The 16,955-nt window shown below is 38.6% G+C and carries 16 protein-coding genes; 10 read left to right on the forward strand and 6 right to left on the reverse strand.

The features are described from left to right. Positions 1-77: 77 nt before the first annotated feature. Positions 78-950 (reverse strand): helix-turn-helix domain-containing protein, encoded by an 873-nt coding sequence (locus LVD15_RS24150; protein WP_233777745.1) that lies wholly within the window; start codon positions 948-950, stop codon positions 78-80. Between the two features lie 200 nt (positions 951-1,150). On the opposite strand from LVD15_RS24150, the gene LVD15_RS24155 reads away from it, so the two are divergent. The 4 genes from LVD15_RS24155 to trxA all read left to right on the forward strand — a co-directional run bounded on the left by LVD15_RS24155 (position 1,151) and on the right by trxA (position 3,486). Further along, positions 1,151-1,576, forward strand: coding sequence for an Hsp20/alpha crystallin family protein (locus LVD15_RS24155; RefSeq protein ID WP_233777746.1), 426 nt, complete (start codon positions 1,151-1,153; stop codon positions 1,574-1,576). Positions 1,577-1,636: 60 nt separating this feature from the next. After that, positions 1,637-2,074, forward strand: a complete 438-nt coding sequence (locus LVD15_RS24160) for an Hsp20/alpha crystallin family protein (RefSeq protein ID WP_233777747.1) — start codon at positions 1,637-1,639, stop codon at positions 2,072-2,074. 127 nt (positions 2,075-2,201) lie between these two features. After that, entirely contained in the window at positions 2,202-3,158 is a 957-nt protein-coding gene (locus LVD15_RS24165) for a DnaJ C-terminal domain-containing protein (protein ID WP_233777748.1), read from the forward strand. A gap of 28 nt (positions 3,159-3,186) precedes the next feature. Continuing rightward, the gene (gene trxA, locus LVD15_RS24170; RefSeq protein WP_370687382.1) at positions 3,187-3,486 is read left to right on the forward strand and encodes a thioredoxin; all 300 of its coding nucleotides are present in this window, start codon (positions 3,187-3,189) and stop codon (positions 3,484-3,486) included. Positions 3,487-3,584: 98 nt separating this feature from the next. Here trxA and LVD15_RS24175 read toward each other — a convergent pair whose 3' ends face one another. Further along, a complete protein-coding gene (locus tag LVD15_RS24175) occupies positions 3,585-6,017 on the reverse strand; it encodes a glycoside hydrolase family 2 TIM barrel-domain containing protein (RefSeq protein ID WP_233777749.1) in 2,433 nt (810 codons plus the stop codon). Between the two features lie 225 nt (positions 6,018-6,242). On the opposite strand from LVD15_RS24175, the gene LVD15_RS24180 reads away from it, so the two are divergent. After that, on the forward strand, positions 6,243-7,382 hold the full coding sequence (locus tag LVD15_RS24180) for a cysteine desulfurase family protein (RefSeq protein WP_233777750.1): 1,140 nt from the start codon (positions 6,243-6,245) through the stop codon (positions 7,380-7,382). A gap of 4 nt (positions 7,383-7,386) precedes the next feature. Next, a complete protein-coding gene (locus LVD15_RS24185) occupies positions 7,387-8,001 on the forward strand; it encodes a nucleotidyltransferase family protein (RefSeq protein WP_233777751.1) in 615 nt (204 codons plus the stop codon). 73 nt (positions 8,002-8,074) lie between these two features. Here LVD15_RS24185 and LVD15_RS24190 read toward each other — a convergent pair whose 3' ends face one another. Next, positions 8,075-8,818, reverse strand: coding sequence for an SDR family oxidoreductase (locus tag LVD15_RS24190; protein WP_233777753.1), 744 nt, complete (start codon positions 8,816-8,818; stop codon positions 8,075-8,077). A 178-nt stretch (positions 8,819-8,996) separates the two neighbouring features. Between LVD15_RS24190 and LVD15_RS24195 the strand changes: the two genes are divergently transcribed. After that, a complete protein-coding gene (locus LVD15_RS24195) occupies positions 8,997-9,566 on the forward strand; it encodes an AraC family transcriptional regulator (RefSeq protein WP_233777755.1) in 570 nt (189 codons plus the stop codon). Between the two features lie 14 nt (positions 9,567-9,580). Here the strand turns inward: LVD15_RS24195 and LVD15_RS24200 are convergent, their stop codons facing one another. Both LVD15_RS24200 and LVD15_RS24205 read right to left on the reverse strand, forming a co-directional pair. Further along, a complete protein-coding gene (locus tag LVD15_RS24200) occupies positions 9,581-10,276 on the reverse strand; it encodes a LytR/AlgR family response regulator transcription factor (RefSeq protein ID WP_233777756.1) in 696 nt (231 codons plus the stop codon). Then, on the reverse strand, positions 10,277-11,287 hold the full coding sequence (locus LVD15_RS24205; protein WP_233777757.1) for a sensor histidine kinase: 1,011 nt from the start codon (positions 11,285-11,287) through the stop codon (positions 10,277-10,279). 160 nt (positions 11,288-11,447) lie between these two features. Here LVD15_RS24205 and LVD15_RS24210 point away from each other — a divergent pair, with 160 nt between their 5' ends. The 3 genes from LVD15_RS24210 to LVD15_RS24220 all read left to right on the forward strand — a co-directional run bounded on the left by LVD15_RS24210 (position 11,448) and on the right by LVD15_RS24220 (position 15,871). Beyond that, positions 11,448-13,277, forward strand: coding sequence for a S41 family peptidase (locus LVD15_RS24210; RefSeq protein ID WP_233777758.1), 1,830 nt, complete (start codon positions 11,448-11,450; stop codon positions 13,275-13,277). A 154-nt stretch (positions 13,278-13,431) separates the two neighbouring features. Beyond that, complete coding sequence (locus LVD15_RS24215) at positions 13,432-15,651, forward strand: heavy metal translocating P-type ATPase (RefSeq protein WP_233777759.1); 2,220 nt, start codon at positions 13,432-13,434, stop codon at positions 15,649-15,651. Positions 15,652-15,661: 10 nt separating this feature from the next. After that, positions 15,662-15,871 (forward strand): heavy-metal-associated domain-containing protein, encoded by a 210-nt coding sequence (locus tag LVD15_RS24220; RefSeq protein ID WP_233777761.1) that lies wholly within the window; start codon positions 15,662-15,664, stop codon positions 15,869-15,871. Between the two features lie 243 nt (positions 15,872-16,114). Here LVD15_RS24220 and LVD15_RS24225 read toward each other — a convergent pair whose 3' ends face one another. Then, positions 16,115-16,927 carry a siderophore-interacting protein gene (locus tag LVD15_RS24225; RefSeq protein WP_233777762.1) on the reverse strand — a complete coding sequence of 271 codons (813 nt, stop codon included), beginning with the start codon at positions 16,925-16,927 and terminating at the stop codon, positions 16,115-16,117. Between the last annotated feature and the right edge of the window lie 28 nt (positions 16,928-16,955).

Genomic DNA, 16,955 nt, shown 5'->3' on the forward strand with positions numbered 1-16,955 from the left:
AAAAACAGCTGATATGAATAATTTCACACCAGCTGTAAACGTGTTTTATAGTCAGATAGACTTAATATTTATGATATTCAAACTTCCAAAGAGCGAATAGCCTTCGGAGTACTGCCAGTCTGTTTCTTAAAGAAGTTATTAAAATAAGTTGGATACTCAAAGCCTAAAGCAAAGGCAATTTCTGATATATTCCAGGTAGTATGCTGTAAAAGCGCTTTAGCCTCCTGAATGATCCTATCTGTAACGTGAGCGGTAGTGGTTCTACCAGTCACCTTTTTTACCGCTCTGTTTAAATAATTAACATGCACATTCAATGAATTAGCATAGTCCTGAGCGGTTCTTAACTCTAGCGGGTGATCAGCCGTTTCTACAGGAAACTGCCTTTCTAACAACTCCAAAAACACTGAAGTTAACCTTGAAGAAGCATTTTTATGCTGTTCATAATTTTCTGAAGGCTCCATTTTTAAAGCCTCATGCAAAATGAGATGAATGTAATTTCTTATCAAATCATCTTTAAATGAATAGTCGGTCTGTTGTTCCTCTATCATCTTACGGAAGATGCTGTTTAAAAACTCCCTTTGCTCTTGTGTTATTTTTAGGATAGGTGTCCCCCCTATCTTAAACAAAGGCGATTGTAACATACTTTCAGATCGCTCTGATGTTTTTATAAAATCTTCTGAAAAAAGACAGGTATACCCTACATAACTCGTTGATAATGTTTCCCATGAATAAGGAATATGCGGATTACCAAAAAACAAAATAGTATCGTCAGCCTCATAGCTACGGTCAGCATAATGGATCACACTTTTGCCTGTAGTAAGACAAATTTTATAAAAATCCTTTCTGCTATAAATGCGTGTAGCCTGCCCATCCTGCTCTATCTGAAACACATTAAAGCCCTTTAACTTTAACCCGTTATTAAACTCTGATAACGATCTTTCTTTAGTCATAACCCAAAATTAAGCTATTCAAACTTAATTGAACAACGATACAATAAAATTAATTACTTGAAACAAGACAAACTGTCATTAAATACTCCTAGAATCCTACAGAAAAAGACAAAATGACATTTTTTATTTAAATTTTCTAATTGGAATATAGTTTGTAACAGTGAGGATGTAATAAATGTTAAACTTAAACCTTTAAGAAAATGACACTTTTAAGAACAACACATCCGGCTTTCAACAATATATTAAACGATTTATTTTTACCAGAATTAGAACCTAAAAGAAGAAGCGCCTCCAACACGAGACATTCTCTTCCCAAAGTCAATATAAAAGAAACTAAAGATGGATTTGCCGTTGAGATGGCCGCACCTGGATTGAAGAAAGAAGATTTCAAAATTCAACTAGACCATAACCAGCTTACTATTTCGGCGAAAGCCAAAGAAAACTCTAAAGACACCCACAAATACACCACTCAAGAGTTTTCATATCTAGCATTTAGCAGATCATTCACTTTGCCTAAATCAGCAGATGGAGAGAAAATAAAAGCCAGCTATGAAAATGGCATATTAATGGTACAGATCCCTAAAAAAGAGCTAGCTAAGGCGCCAAAAGCCATTACAATTGCTTAACAACTGATTTAAAATTTAAGTAAGTAACTGATTTATCAACTTTAAAAAAAGGAGGACATCATGAACTTGTTTAAATGGACTAAAAACCTAAAACCAGTATTCCCAAATGCTATTGAGAAGTTTTTTGGTAAAAAGATAGATGACCAATCAGCATCTAATGAAGCAATAGGCACTATTCCTTCGGTAAATATAAATGATAAAGATAAGGCCTTTGAAGTTTCTGTAGCCGTACCCGGCTTAGATAAAAAGGACATCAAGCTAGAAGTGCAAAACAACTGCCTTGTAATATCTTCAGAGAAACAATATGAAAAAGAAGAGAGCGAGGGTCAATGGATGAGAAAAGAGTATGGCTACGCCTCTTTCCAAAGAATGTTTATGCTACCCGATAATGCTGACCCGGAAAAGATTGATGCTTCACTGAAAAGCGGCATTTTAAAAATAAAAGTAGGCAAAAATAAACAGCTTGAAGCGAAAAGAAGAACGATAGCTGTGGGTTAAAAACCGAATGAACAAAGGCCAACAAAATAGACCTGTAAAATATGCAAACACAAGAACCTGATGGGTTTTTAAGGAAACCAGAGGGGACATAGACGCAGCACACTCCCCTCTTTAAAAGAATTGAATCATGGAATATAAGGATTACTATAAAATACTTGGAGTAAGCAAATCTGCCACTAAAGAGGACATCAGAAAAGCTTACAGAAAGCTAGCCCTAAAATACCACCCTGACAAAAATCCGGGTGACAAGGCAGCTGAGGAGAAATTCAAGGAAATTAGTGAAGCCAATGAAGTATTGGGTGATCCTGAAAAGAGAAAGCTATACGACCAACTAGGCTCTAACTGGAAGCAATATCAGCAGGCCGGCTATGATCCTAATACCGCAGGCAGAGGTTATTCACAGCAAAGACCAGGCGGTGGCCAGTACAGCTATCATTTCGAAGGAGATCCTTCTGATATCTTTGGCAGCAGCGGCTTCTCAGACTTCTTCGAATCATTTTTTGGAGGCGGCACTCAGGGCTTTGGTGGCTCAGGAGGCTTCAATGGATTCAACACCAATAATGGCAGACCTGGCAGTGATTTGAGTGGAGAGATTCCTATCACACTACAGGAAGCATACACAGGAACAGAGCGTATTGTGGATCTGGGAGATCAAAAAATAAAAGTAAAAATTAAGCCCGGGGCCTATGATGGCCTCAAACTAAGAGTCAAAGGCAAAGGAGAAAAAGGAAGAGGCGGCCAGGCCGGAAATTTATATTTGACCATTAAGGTACAGCCTGGCACCGTATATGAGCGCAAAGGTGATGACCTATACATGGAAGCGCCTGTAGACTTGTTCACCGCCCTACTGGGAGGCAAGCAAGAGATATACACCCTTTCCGGGAAAGTGAATATTAACATTCCTGAAGGCACTCAGAATGGCAAGCAACTACGACTTAAAGGAAAAGGTATGCCATTGTACGGAAAACATGGTCATGGAGACCTTTATGTCAAATTACAGGTAAAACTACCTGAAAGGTTAAACGACAAACAAAAAGCTCTGTTAAAAGAGTTAAAAGATAGTTTTAATAAAGCCTATGCCTAAAAATGCATAGAGAAAAACAACATAAATTATGAAAGGTAATTTCAAAAATATAATCAATAGTCAGCAACCTGTACTGGTAGATTTCTATGCGGACTGGTGTGGCCCCTGCCAAATGCAAGGCCCCATACTGAAAGAGGTGGCTACTGAAGTACAGCATCAGGCCAGGATCATAAAGATTGATGTAGATAAAAATCAGGCTATTGCTCAGCAGTATCAGGTACAGGGAGTACCTACTCTGATTATATTTAAAAATGGCCAGCCTGTATGGCGCCAATCTGGCGTGGCCAACAAGCAACAGCTAATAGATCTTTTAAAGCACAACGCATAGAATAACAAAAGGCCATTAATAGTAAAAACAAGGCATTAAAAAAGCCCGCTGTCCACGGGCTTCTTTAATGCTAAAAGGAACTATATCAATGTATTCATTTACTTAATTTCCAGCGTAGTAGTAGCCTTCTTTAGACCTTTACCACTTACCGTCAGCTTAGCTGCACCAGCCTTTTCACCTGACTGCACTAAAATTACTAACTTTCCATTAAAAGCTTTCATAGTAGGCTTATGAAATACCTCTAAAGAAGTGGCATCTCCATTACAAACCGCTCTGAAATCACCCTCTCCTGACACCTTGAAATTCAAACGATTATCAGCAGTAGGACAAGGATTTCCTTTTTCATCTACAATAGTAGCTGTAACAAAGCTGATGTCATTACCACTGGCATCCAGCATTGTTCTATCTGCTTTTAGCTCAATATGATGAGGTGCACCTGCTGTGTGTACTTCTTTTTCAGCCACCGCTTTGCCATTATCATCATAAGCCACCACTTTTAATGTACCTGGCTCATATTTCACATCCATCCATCTGAGGCGGTAACGATCTTGTTTTGTAGAGTCATTCTTAGTGACTTTACCCTGACTTTTGCCATTAACAAAAAGCTCAGCGGTATTATAATTGGTGTATACAAACACAGGAGTCACTTCTCCTTCACGGCCTTTCCAGTTCCAGTGAGGCAAGATATGTAATGTCTCCTCTTCAGTATTCCATCTACTTCTATATAGATAATATCTGTCTTTAGGTATACCTGCTAAATCAACCATACCGAAATAAGAACTTCTTGATGGCCAGAACTCATCATAAGGAGTAGGCTCTCCTAAATAATCAAACCCAGTCCATACAAACTCGCCTATTACCCAAGGTTTATCATCTTGCAATACAAAATCATCTTCTGGCAAGTTAGACCAGCTACAATATTCTAAATCATAAGAAGAACTTTGAAGGTCTTTATACTGCTTCATCACCCCTTTTTCTACAGGGAATTTATAAACCCCACGAGAACTTACCGTTGAAGCTGTTTCTGACCCCAGAATAAAGCCTTGAGGAAATTTATCATAGGCCTCTTCATATAAATGTACTCTGTAGTTCAATCCTGGTATATCTAACAAGGCACCAAAGCCTGATTCCATTACCGCTTTCACCTGATCCATACCTACTGTAACAGGTCTGGTAGGATCTTCTCTATGGAATAACTCCTGTAACCATTTGGCTCTCTTCACCCCTTCATTACCCCACTGATCAGGCACTTCATTTCCAGCACTCCACATAACAATAGAAGGATGATTTCTGGTAGCCTGAACCAGGTTCACCACATCTTTCTCTGCCCATTCATCAAAGTACAGGTTATATCCGTTTTCTACTTTTGGCTTTTTCCACTCATCAAAACTCTCTGCTACAAATAAAAAACCCATTTCATCACAAAGCTCAAGTTGCTCCATAGAAGGCATGTTATGCGCCGAACGAATAGCATTACAGCCTAAGTCTTTTAAAATAGCCAATTGCCTTCTTAAAGCTGACTTGTTTATTGCTGCTCCTAATGGACCCAAATCATGATGCAAACAAACGCCTCTGAATTTTGTAGGAGTTCCATTAAGCACAAAGCCTCTATCTCTGGTGTATTCTATACTTCTAATACCAAATTTTACGGTTTGAACATCTTTAAGCTCATCGCCTTCATATAATTTCAGCTTAGCCTGATACAAATAAGGGTCTTCAGGACTCCACATGTGAGGCTTAGAAACAGATATATTTTGCACAAACTCATCATCAAACTGAGTAGTTTCTTCGTTAGATGCCACTACTTTATTATCAGCATCCAGAATTTCTGTTTCGATACGCAAGTCACTACCTTCTACTTTGGATTTTATATTTACACGAGCCACTTCTTTTTCTACCAAAGGAGTAGTGATATAATGCCCCCAATGTTTGAAACTAGTGCTACTTTTTTCTATCAGCTGCACTTTTCTATACAAGCCAGCCCCAGGGTACCACCTAGATGAGAAAGGATGATTTTCTAAACGAACAGCCAGCACGTTTTCACCTTCTTTTTTCACCTTATCAGTGATGTCGAAATAAAAATAGCTGTAACCATAAGCTCTGGTTCCTACTAATTCACCATTAAGATACACCTTAGCATTGCTCATGGCTCCATCAAAAGTAAGCAACAGCTGCTTACCTGATTCTACTGAGTATTCAAAAGTATTTCTATACCAGCCTATTCCTGTAAAAGGCAAAGCCCCGGTTCTCCCGGTTTTCTCAGTAGCTTCATCTTCCATGTTCTGCTCAATCTTCACTACCTGCTTATCTACTTCCTTATCAAAAGGACCGTAAATAGCCCAGTCATGCGGCACAGTTACAGATTCCCACTTAGAATCATTGAAATCACTCTGATAAGCCTTCTCATCTTCACCTCGGTGAAATTTCCACCCACTAGCCAGGTCAGTTATGACCCTTTCCTGTGAATAGAGGCTATGAATAGCACTCACCTGAAATAAGAGCGCGAAAAAAATTAGAAATCGTTTATTCATAGATAATTTTATAAAATTGTGTATAAACTACAGTAAAAGTACTATAACCACTGAAGGTATGCAATTTTCAAGACTGTGAGCTATCATTAAATAATTGATCCCATTTAAACAGTAAAGCATCTCTGTGGTTTCAATAGACTGAAAAGGGTAAGTTCTCCTTCAAATACAATAGATTTACCTTTAACTTCTACACTAGTTTTGTAGCAAGAAACAAGAAGCTGAAGCATGGGAATAAACAACAAAAAAATTTATCTGGATTACAACGCCACCACTCCTGTAGACCCGCAGGTACTCAGTGCCATGCTCCCCTATTTCACAGAAAACTTCGGCAATGCTTCCAGCGCCTCACACGCTTATGGGTGGGATGCAGAAGAGGCTGTTGAGATAGCTAGAGAACAGGTTTCCGCTCTGATCGGAGCCAAGACAAAAGAAATTATATTCACTTCAGGCGCTACAGAAGCCATTAATATACTGCTGCACGGTATATCATTAAAAAAATGCCATATTATAACTTGCCAAACCGAGCACAATGCGGTTTTGCGTACTTGCAATGCTATGGAAGAGACCGACACTACGATCAGTCGGCTTAGCGTAAACGCAGAAGGTGCTATCAATCTGGCGGAGCTGGAAGCAGCTATTCGACCCGATACTGAGCTGATTTGCATCATGGTAGTGAATAATGAAACTGGCGTTATTCATCCTATAAAAGAGATTAGTGAAATAGCTAAAAAGCATGATTTACCTCTAATGGTTGACGCCACGCAAGCTTTAGGCAAAGTAGCCTTTAATGCAGACGAATCTGGAGTTGACTTTGCTGCTTTTTCATCGCACAAAATATACGGCCCCAAAGGCGTGGGTGGGCTTTATATCAGAAAAAGCATGACCAAGAAATTACATCCTTTTCTTACTGGCGGAGCACAGGAAAGAGGCTTACGCCCAGGCACCCTCAATGTACCCGGAATAGTAGGCATGGGCAAGGCTTGTGAATTAGCTTTGCAAGACCTGAATGATGATTATTCAAAAATGACCTTGCTGCAAGAAAGGTTAGAAAAAGGCCTTTTTTCAATTCCTGGCTGTCAGATAAATGGCAGCCAAACCAAAAGATCTCCCTACGTAACCAATGCTGCATTTGAAGGCATATTAGGAGAAAAGTTAATCCGTAAATTAAAGCACATAGCCATATCACAAGGTTCTGCTTGCACCTCTAATACGGTAGAGCCCTCTCATGTGCTCTCTGCCATGCAACTGCCGGAAGCTTTAGCCCTGTCAGCCGTAAGAATTAGTATGGGTAAGCCTACCTCTACTGAAGACATTGATATAGCTATTCAAGATATTACAGAGGCCGTTAAAGCACTAAGGAAATAAGCCTATGAAGACAAAACTAGCTTCAGAACATAAAATCGGGGTAATAATACTGGCAGCTGGTTCTTCCAGCAGACTAGGACAACCCAAACAACTACTGCCCTACCATAATGCTCCGTTACTTCAGCACACTATTAATGAAGCTGATGCTATTCCATTTCAAAGCTTTACACTCGTTTTGGGCGCTAATGCCTCTGATATTAAAAAGGCCATTGATCCTAATAACTTTCAAGTGGTAATCAATAATGATTGGAAAGAAGGAATGGGCAGCAGCCTGAGCCTCGCCATAAAGGAAACCATAAAGAACCACGACCTACAGCATATCATGATTCTGCTCTCTGATCAGCCATTGGTTAATACAGAACACTTTGAGGAGCTGATCCATACGCATATCAATGGCGACAAGTCAATAACCGCCAGTTTTTATAATAACATAGCCGGAGTACCTGCCATTTTCAGCAAAGAACATTTTGAAGATTTACAAAGACTGGAAGGAGACAAAGGAGCTCGAAAAATAATAAAAAACAGCCCTCACCAGCTGGTAGAATTTAAGTATGGCAACATTGACATTGATACCCCTGAAGACTGGGAAAACCTGAATTCATATAAAAAAAAAAAATAAAACCCATCCCCGAGAAATAAATCTGGAGATGGGTACTGTTCAAATTAATGAACACCTGAAACAAGTTTCTTTATTATAATTTTTGTTTAGTAGGTCTAAACAGTATCTCATTAATATCTACATCTTCTGGCTGGCTAATAGCGAATACCACAGCTCTTGCAAAAGAATCAGCAGAAATAGCTGTATCTGCATAAAAGTCTTTGATACTTCCAGAAACAGCCTCATCAGTCACACTATCTGGCAAGCCGGTATCAACAGCCCCTGGAGATATTATACTGGTTCGAATGTTATAAGGTTTCACTTCTTGACGTAAAGCTTCTGAAATAACTCTTACAGAATGCTTGGTGGCCGAATAAACTGCTCCACCAGGACTAATGGTATGTCCCGCCACAGAAGATACGTTTATTATCTGACCAGACTTCTGTTCTTTCATATGAGGCAGCGCCGCAGCAATGCCGTATAACACTCCCTTTATATTTATATCAATACAGCTATCCCAATCATCTATCTTAAGATTTTCAAGAGGAGAAAGAGGCATAATTCCTGCATTATTGAGCAATACATCAATTTTACCAAATTCTTCTACTGCTGCATCTACCAGCTTTTTCACTTGATCTTTGTCTTTTACATCAGTAGTAACGGCTATAGCTTTTCCGCCTTTATCCTTAATGGATTTTGCCAGCGCTTCAATTTTATCTGTACTTCTTGCTCCCAGAGCTACTAAAGCCCCTTTATCAGACAAATACTCAGCACTTATTTTTCCAAAACCACTGCTAGCACCCGTTATCACCACTACTTTTCCTTCTATATTTTCCATGTTTAGTAGGATTTTGATTGTTCAATTGATTAAATCAACAGACTTGAAAATTTATAATTCATTCTTTACATCTGTCTATATATACTACAAGGAGCCCCTATATATTGTTTAAACATTAATGCTATTTTTCCGCTGATTACCCTAATTTTGTCATACAAACCATTGTAACTCCTTAGTTATGAGTAAGTCGACCCTATATATTAAAAACATGGTGTGCCCCCGCTGTATAAGCGCGGTGGAAAACACACTGAGTCAGCTAAATCTTCAAGCAGAGAAGGTGCAGCTGGGGCAGGTAGATTTAGCTGAAGAATTAAATGAAACCACCAAAGAAGCGTTAAAAATCAAACTGAATGAAGTAGGTTTTGAACTGTTAGAATCAGCTAAATCGAGCCTTATTTCGCAGATCAAAAGTTTGATTATAGAACAGATTCATCATAAAGAAGAGCCTTTAAATGAAAACTTCTCTTCATTCATTGCGGAGCACCTCAATCACGAATATTCTTATTTGAGCAAGTTGTTTTCTTCAGTAGAAGGAGTGACTATTGAAAAATATATTGCCAGGCAGAAAATTGAAAAAGTAAAAGAATTACTCTTTTACAATGAGCTTTCTTTATCAGAAATAGCTTTAAAAATGAACTACAGCAGTGTAGCCTACCTCTCTACTCAATTCAAAAAAGAGACTGGAATGACTCCTACTCAATTTAAACAAATGCATAAGCCAGGGCATAGTAGTTTGGATAAAGTTTGACTATTAGCCCTAACTCAAAGCTTATTTCCATTCAGAAAATCCTTTAAGGACTCTCGATAACTATTCCCTACTGGTATTTCCCTATCATTTATAAGTACGCACTTTCCATTGTACTGACTTATTTTTGGCAAAGGCACTATGTATGATTTATGAATTCTCTTAAACTGATATGGATTCAAAATTGATTCGATTGACTTTAGCGTTTTTAAAACCAAGCAATAATTATTTCCGGTGACTATTTTAGCATAGTCTTTCAAACCCTGGATATAATCAATATCATCAACAAAAATCTTCACATACTCATCTCCCTCCTTTACAAAAAATGAAGGTCGTCTATCTTCCTTCTGTGACTTTAAATTTTCAAACCTTGCTATAGCTTTTGCAAAACGCTCAAAAGCGATTGGCTTCATTAGATAATCAATCACCTCCAAATCAAAACTCTCAACCGCATACTCACTGTAAGAAGTAGTCATGATAAACATGGTTTCACTATTAGAAAGCCGCACTAGTTCAATGCCAGAAATGCCAGGCATAGCAATATCGGTAAAAACAATATACACCTCATTCCCGTGCTTCAAATAGTTAAAAGCCTCCACTGAGTCAGTAAATGTGTGTACTACTTCAATATTAGAAAACCGCTCCAAATGATGCAAAATCACATCAATTGCCAAAGGTTCATCATCAATTACTATCGCCTTATATACAATCATTTAGTTAAGAATAATTTTTAGCTGAGCTTTAAATAAACCGTCCTGCTCCTTTACTTGCAGACATGCCTTTTTAGAGTAGAGAAGTTGCAATCGCTCGTTCAGGTTTTCAAGCCCTTTACCTCGTCTATTATTGGTCTGGAAATGCTTTTTTTCTATCATACTATTAGCTACCGAAAACATGAGCACATCATTCTCAAATTCCACTTTTATATGAACAAAGGCATCTTTAGAGTTAATATAAAAACCGTGCTTAAAGGCATTTTCAACCAAAGGAATTAATAGAAAAGGCTCAATAAACACCCCGGAACCATCCATATTTAGAGGTTCAAATTGAATGTTAGCCTCTCTGCCAAACCTTAACTTCTCTACAGCCAGATACTGCTCTATAAACTCCAATTCTCTGCTCAAAGGCACCTTTTTCAACTGAATTTCATCAGTCAGATAACGCATCATTCCTGATAATTTCAATATATATTCTGACACCTGCGGATTACTTTTTAATGATAAGCTATAAAGCGAATTCAAAGCATTAAACAAGAAATGAGGGTGCAATTGATTTCTCAATAACTGTTCTTTAGCCGCATTCAGCTCCGTTTCTAACTTTCTATAATGATTGAGCGCATCTAACCTATTTATAAAATACAGCAACAGGTAAAACAATAATGCTTTACCTAAAAAGCTGGTGAAATACCCAAATGTGACATTGAAAGAAACCAAATCATGAATTCTGAAATCTTTAAGCCCAGCCAATAACCCCAGAATTATAACAAACAGCACCATTAACCCCAGCTTAGCCCAAACCCCGTTCAACTTGAACACATAATAAAACAATGCATAAGCAATGGCAGCACACAGGAAGTTCTCAACAGGATCACTGGTCAGAAAAAACAACCCATCTTCCGGCAAAGTGTGTATTCCTCTATTTAAAAGTTGAAAAAGTATTACAGCTATAAAAGCAACATGAAAAAGGATCTTCATTGTTTTTATAGTACTGCCAGATAGTTGTTTCATATCATACTGAATGCTGTTTGATTTTGTAAATATAGGTAATTAGGATTCACCAAAATCGGCTAGCAAAGTGCGGTCATCTATAATAAAACAGGGTTTGTCGATATCATTTTTGAGAGGCGTACAAGCGCCATAAGTTAGCTTCAAAATCAAACACAGTAACATGAAAACTTTTCTCACTATTAGCATCTTTTGCCTGACTTTAGCTTACGGCTTTAGCCAAACCCTGGACCTTAAAAAGGCCTCACCTTTCACGGCTGTTACATGGACCGATGACGACCAACCAAAAGTACAAGTCGATAATGAGTGGTACATTTTGAAAAAGCTAGATGGCCATACTGCCGAGAAAATAATCACTTTTTGCAAAAAAGAGTATGGAACAAAGTGGAAAAAACGATTTTCTGAAGACCTGATCGAAGTGCTACAAGCTATGGGTACACCTCCTCAAAAGCATGTAGACCTGGTATTATTAAAAGACCACCAGCTCATTACAAAAACTGGCACTTACAGCTTTGAAAACAGACAAAAACTATATGATTTCAACCAGCAAATAACCAAGAAGGTAAAATACATCTCAACATCAGAAGCTTTAGCGGATATAGAGCAATTTGAAACAATCATAGAAGAACAATCATCATATATACATTTATCTGGGTTTGATTATGAGGCTAGCCTGAGCTCTTTAAAACTGGAGATACAGCAATCTACAGACAGCCTTGACATTAATTATTTAACTCATGAATTAGCTATGATTATGGCTAAAATCGGCGATCGCCATTCCAGCGTGAAGAATGAGTGGGTTACGCAAGAAGGTCATCCCTCCTACTCACTAGAATTACCTTTTACTATAGCTCCTTTAAACGGAAAAGTGGCCGCTTTAACCTCCTCCAACCATGAACATCATTACGCCTTCCTTCATCCTAAATACCCTTATATTAAAAGCATTAATAATGTACCGATTCATAATTTGATCGATTCTCTTGCTTACAAATCCAGAACGGCACCCAAAGAAGCCAAATTAAGCAGAGGCGTTTCTTCACTACAGCAGCTGGGAAAGTTATATTTTAATAACAATCTGGATATTCCTGAAAACATCAACATCACCTTTACCAATGGAAAAATTGATTCAGCAGCAAACATTTCTTTAACTAAGGAAAGATCGGGTTATAGATCAAAAATTGATCAACAAATGTATTATAACTCATTAGAAGTAGATAAAGGCAACTTCCAAAACTTAGCCAGGATATTGCCAGGAAACATAGGCTATTTTTCATTTCCCAGAATGTATTCTTTTGATGAAGAAAAAGGCCTTGAGGCTTTCCTGGATTCTACTTTCATCAATTTTAAATCCTCAAAAGCACTTGTAATAGATTTAAGGTTTAACCCAGGAGGCAGTAGAGATTTGATACAAAAATTTGCATCCCACATTATTCCTAAAGCCCAATCGCCGTGGGTGGCTAATATCGCCTATTTAAGAACTAACCAAAGGCAAGCCGATTACCCTTCTATGCATGCCCGATTTTTATACCCTTACATTTCCAAGCCATTTAACTCAGCTGATCGAAAGGCCATAGATCATTTTCTCAAAGATTTCGATCCTGAACGTGAGTTTGATACCTCAAAATTTAGCACCGCTCACTTTATGATATTACATGCCGGCGACAAGCCATACCCTAAAAACATTTACATTTTGGTGAACGAACACAGTTTTAGTGCGGCTTCTGTTTTCACCAGCGTATTTAAAGGCTTGCCCAATGTGAATATAGTAGGCGTAACCACTGATGGCTCTAGCGGAAATTCAAGAAAAATGTATCTTAAAAACTCAAATATTAGAGTAAAAATATCAACTATGCTCTCTTTTCAGAGAAATGGAACAACTTTAGATGGCCATGGCACCGCGCCAGATATTTATATCTCTGAAGATGAAACACAGGTTTTAACCGGCATAGACACTCAACTTCAAAAACTGCTTGAGATAATAAACCACCAATGATTATCTAAAACCACCATAATCAATAATACTTAGTCTTTACTCAAGTCTAATCAAGATCAATAAGCCAAAATTTTGAAACACTTCCACAAAATACTGTAACACATTTATACCTGGCATGTATGATCTTTGTAAAAGAGATTAAAAGAAAAAGGTCATGGATACAATGACAATAGATCAAAAAATAAAAAAAGAGACTTTTCCTGTAGAAGGCATGAGTTGCGCCTCTTGTGCCTCTAGCGTAGAGTCTATTCTAACACATACCCATGGAGTAAAAAAGGCTAATGTAAACCTGGCCTCTAACTCTGTGCTGGTAGAATACGAAGCAGAAACCCCAACTACCGAGCTACAAAAAGCACTGCAGAGCGTGGGTTTTGACCTGATTATAGACGCAGAAGATCCTGAAGAAGCCCAGCAGGAAGTACAACAAAAGCATTATCATGAGGTGAAGTTCAGGCTGATCTGGTCAGCCATATTTACTCTTCCTGTGTTTGTAATAGGCATGTTTTTTATGGATTGGGCGCCGGGTAAATATGTATCATTAGCACTTACCCTACCGGTGATATTTTACTTCGGTAGAAATTTCTACATCAATGCCTGGAAGCAAGCCAAGCACAAACAAGCTAATATGGATACACTGGTAGCCTTAAGTACCGGTATTGCTTTCATTTTCAGCGTTTTCAACACCTTTTTTCCTCAGTTTTGGCTTAACCATGGTATAGAACCCCATGTGTACTATGAGGCATCAGTGGTGATCATCACCTTCATATCATTAGGTAAGCTATTGGAAGAGAGGGCAAAATCTAACACATCATCGGCCATTAAAAAACTCATGGGCTTACAACCCAAAGTGGTTACCGTGATTTTGAATGGGGAAGAAAAGCAAATTCCTCTCTCTGAGGTACAACAAGGATATACCATAATAGTAAAACCAGGAGATAAAATACCGGTAGATGGTGAGGTATTAAATGGCAACTCTTATGTAGATGAAAGCATGATTACTGGTGAACCTATACCCGCTGCTAAAAACAAAGGACAAAAAGTATTTGCAGGTACAGTAAACCAACAGGGAAGCTTTCAGTTTACCGCAGAAAAGGTAGGCAAAGAAACGCTGCTTTCGCAAATCATAAAAATGGTACAGGAGGCACAAGGCAGCAAAGCACCAGTACAAAGGTTAACCGATAAAATCGCTAGCATTTTCGTACCTACAATTATTGCTATTTCCATTATCACCTTCGCCACCTGGATGTTACTAGGCCAGCAAGACGCTTTCACTCATGCCTTGCTTACTTCCATTGCTGTGCTGGTAATCGCTTGTCCCTGTGCCCTGGGGCTGGCCACTCCTACCGCTATAATGGTAGGCGTAGGTAAAGGCGCTCAAAACAACATACTCATTAAAGATGCCGAAAGCCTGGAATTGGGACACAAGGTAAATGCTATTGTTGTAGATAAAACAGGCACTATTACAGAAGGTAAGCCTACCGTATCTGACATGCTCTGGACAGATAAATCTAAAAAAGCCATATTATTAGCTATCGAATCTCAGTCTGAACACCCATTAGCACAGGCCGTGGTAAACAAGCTAAGAAACGAAACCTCCGCGGCAACTATCAATGGATTTAAAAGCATAACTGGTAAAGGTGCTGAAGCGAAAGATGAAAATGGCCTTACTTATTATGTAGGCAACGAAAGACTACTTCAGGAGCACAACATAGCCATATCAGAAGACCTGAATGGACCCACTAGCAACTGGCAACAGGAAGCTAAAACGGTCATATATTTTGCTGATCAAGAAAAAGTGCTGGCAGCCTTAGCCATTACTGACCAGCTCAAGCCGAACTCTGCCAGCGCCATTGAGGAACTCAAAGGCATGGGGGTGGCTGTATATATGCTCACTGGCGATAATAATGATACCGCTAAGCAAGTAGCAAAACAGGTAGGCGTAACGGACTTTAAAGGCGAAGTACTGCCTTCGGATAAGGCCGCATTTGTAAAAGAACTACAAGCTCAAGGCAATACAGTGGCTATGGTAGGCGATGGCATTAATGACTCCCATGCACTGGCTCAGACCGATGTAAGTATAGCCATGGGACATGGTTCTGATATAGCTATGGATGTAGCTAAAATAACGCTGATCACCTCTGATTTGGCTTATATTCCTAAAGCATTAAGGCTTTCTCATAAAACGGTGAAAGGCATAAAACAAAACCTTTTCTGGGCCTTTATCTATAACCTGATAGGCATACCTATCGCGGCTGGCTTGCTCTACCCTATCAATGGCTTTTTATTAGATCCTATGATAGCAGGTGCAGCTATGGCTTTCAGCTCAGTATCAGTAGTATTAAACAGTTTGAGATTAAATAACATTAAATTATAAAGAATACGATATGGAAACTTTAAAATTCAAAACCAATATAAATTGCGGTGGATGCTTAAAAAGAGTGACTCCCAGCCTTAATGACACCAGTGGCATCAAACATTGGGAGGTAGATCTTGACAATCCTGATAAGATCCTCACCGTAGATGCCGATGGAGCATCAGCTGAAGATGTAACTAATGCCGTTAAAAAAGTAGGCTTTGAAATAGAGCCCGCTTAAGAGATAAATTGATATAAACGAAAATGGGAGATTTGTCATTACTGACGCATCTCCCATTAACTATTTAATACTAAAACATATTCCAACTTCTAGAAAAAAGGCCGCCCCAAAAAAACTACAACCTTAAACAGCATCAAGTATTTACTATTCATCCAAGGCAGCCTTTCTATGCATCCTGAAAATCAGAATTAATTATAAACCCCGCTTTAGTCAAAAAAGAAAGCAAAGGCAATAGATTCAAAATCAATTTCCCCTATGAGCAACTTCGCTTCGTTTTTTAGCAGAATCATCTTCTGCCTGCCCATATTTCCAATAGGAATAAGATTGCCATTCACTCCTCTGAAGACTATCTTCCGTCCTCAGGATTTCTTGAATTTCTTTAACTACATTATATTCAGCCGCAGCGAAAATAAACCTACTACCCTCTTGTGGTATTTCCAGTTCATTGAAATAAGGAACTAATGTAGTGTGCTCACCAGGAGCCTCATTATAAGTCCACACCACTTCAATATTATCTGGCTTTTTAAGGTCTAATTTATCTGCTTCACTATGTACTTCTATTACTGCTGTTCCCTGAGCATCGGCTGGCAGTGACTCCAGCATGACACTAATAACAGGCAGTGCAGTATGATCACCGGTAATACAATACCAGTCGGCCAACGGAAACAGCTTTTTATTTTTCTGCTTCATTAACACCCCCAGCTCATCGCCTGGTTGTGCTTCTATAGCCCATTTAGAAGCAGGACCGCTATCTCCATGTGCTACAAAATCAACAGCCATCTCCCCTTTTTCTAAGTCTAAACTTCTTAGCGTATAGGTTCTGATGAGCCCTTTTGGCCTATCCCCTTTACCTCCGAGTTCAGGGAGTGTTACCTTTCCATCTTTAGGTAAAATAATCTTGTTATTATCACCTACCTGAGCTAACTCATATTTTTGAATATCATCTCCGCCGAGAATAATCCTTATATAATGAGGAGTTAGGTATGTTTTCTCTTTAACAGTAAGAATTCCCTTCATCACTGCTGCTTGTCCTTTTCCACTGTTATCTTTTGTCATAAAATTTATTTTTGTTTAAATGAAGAGG

The organism is Fulvivirga maritima (assembly GCF_021389955.1).
Classification (GTDB): Bacteria; Bacteroidota; Bacteroidia; order Cytophagales; family Cyclobacteriaceae; genus Fulvivirga; species Fulvivirga maritima.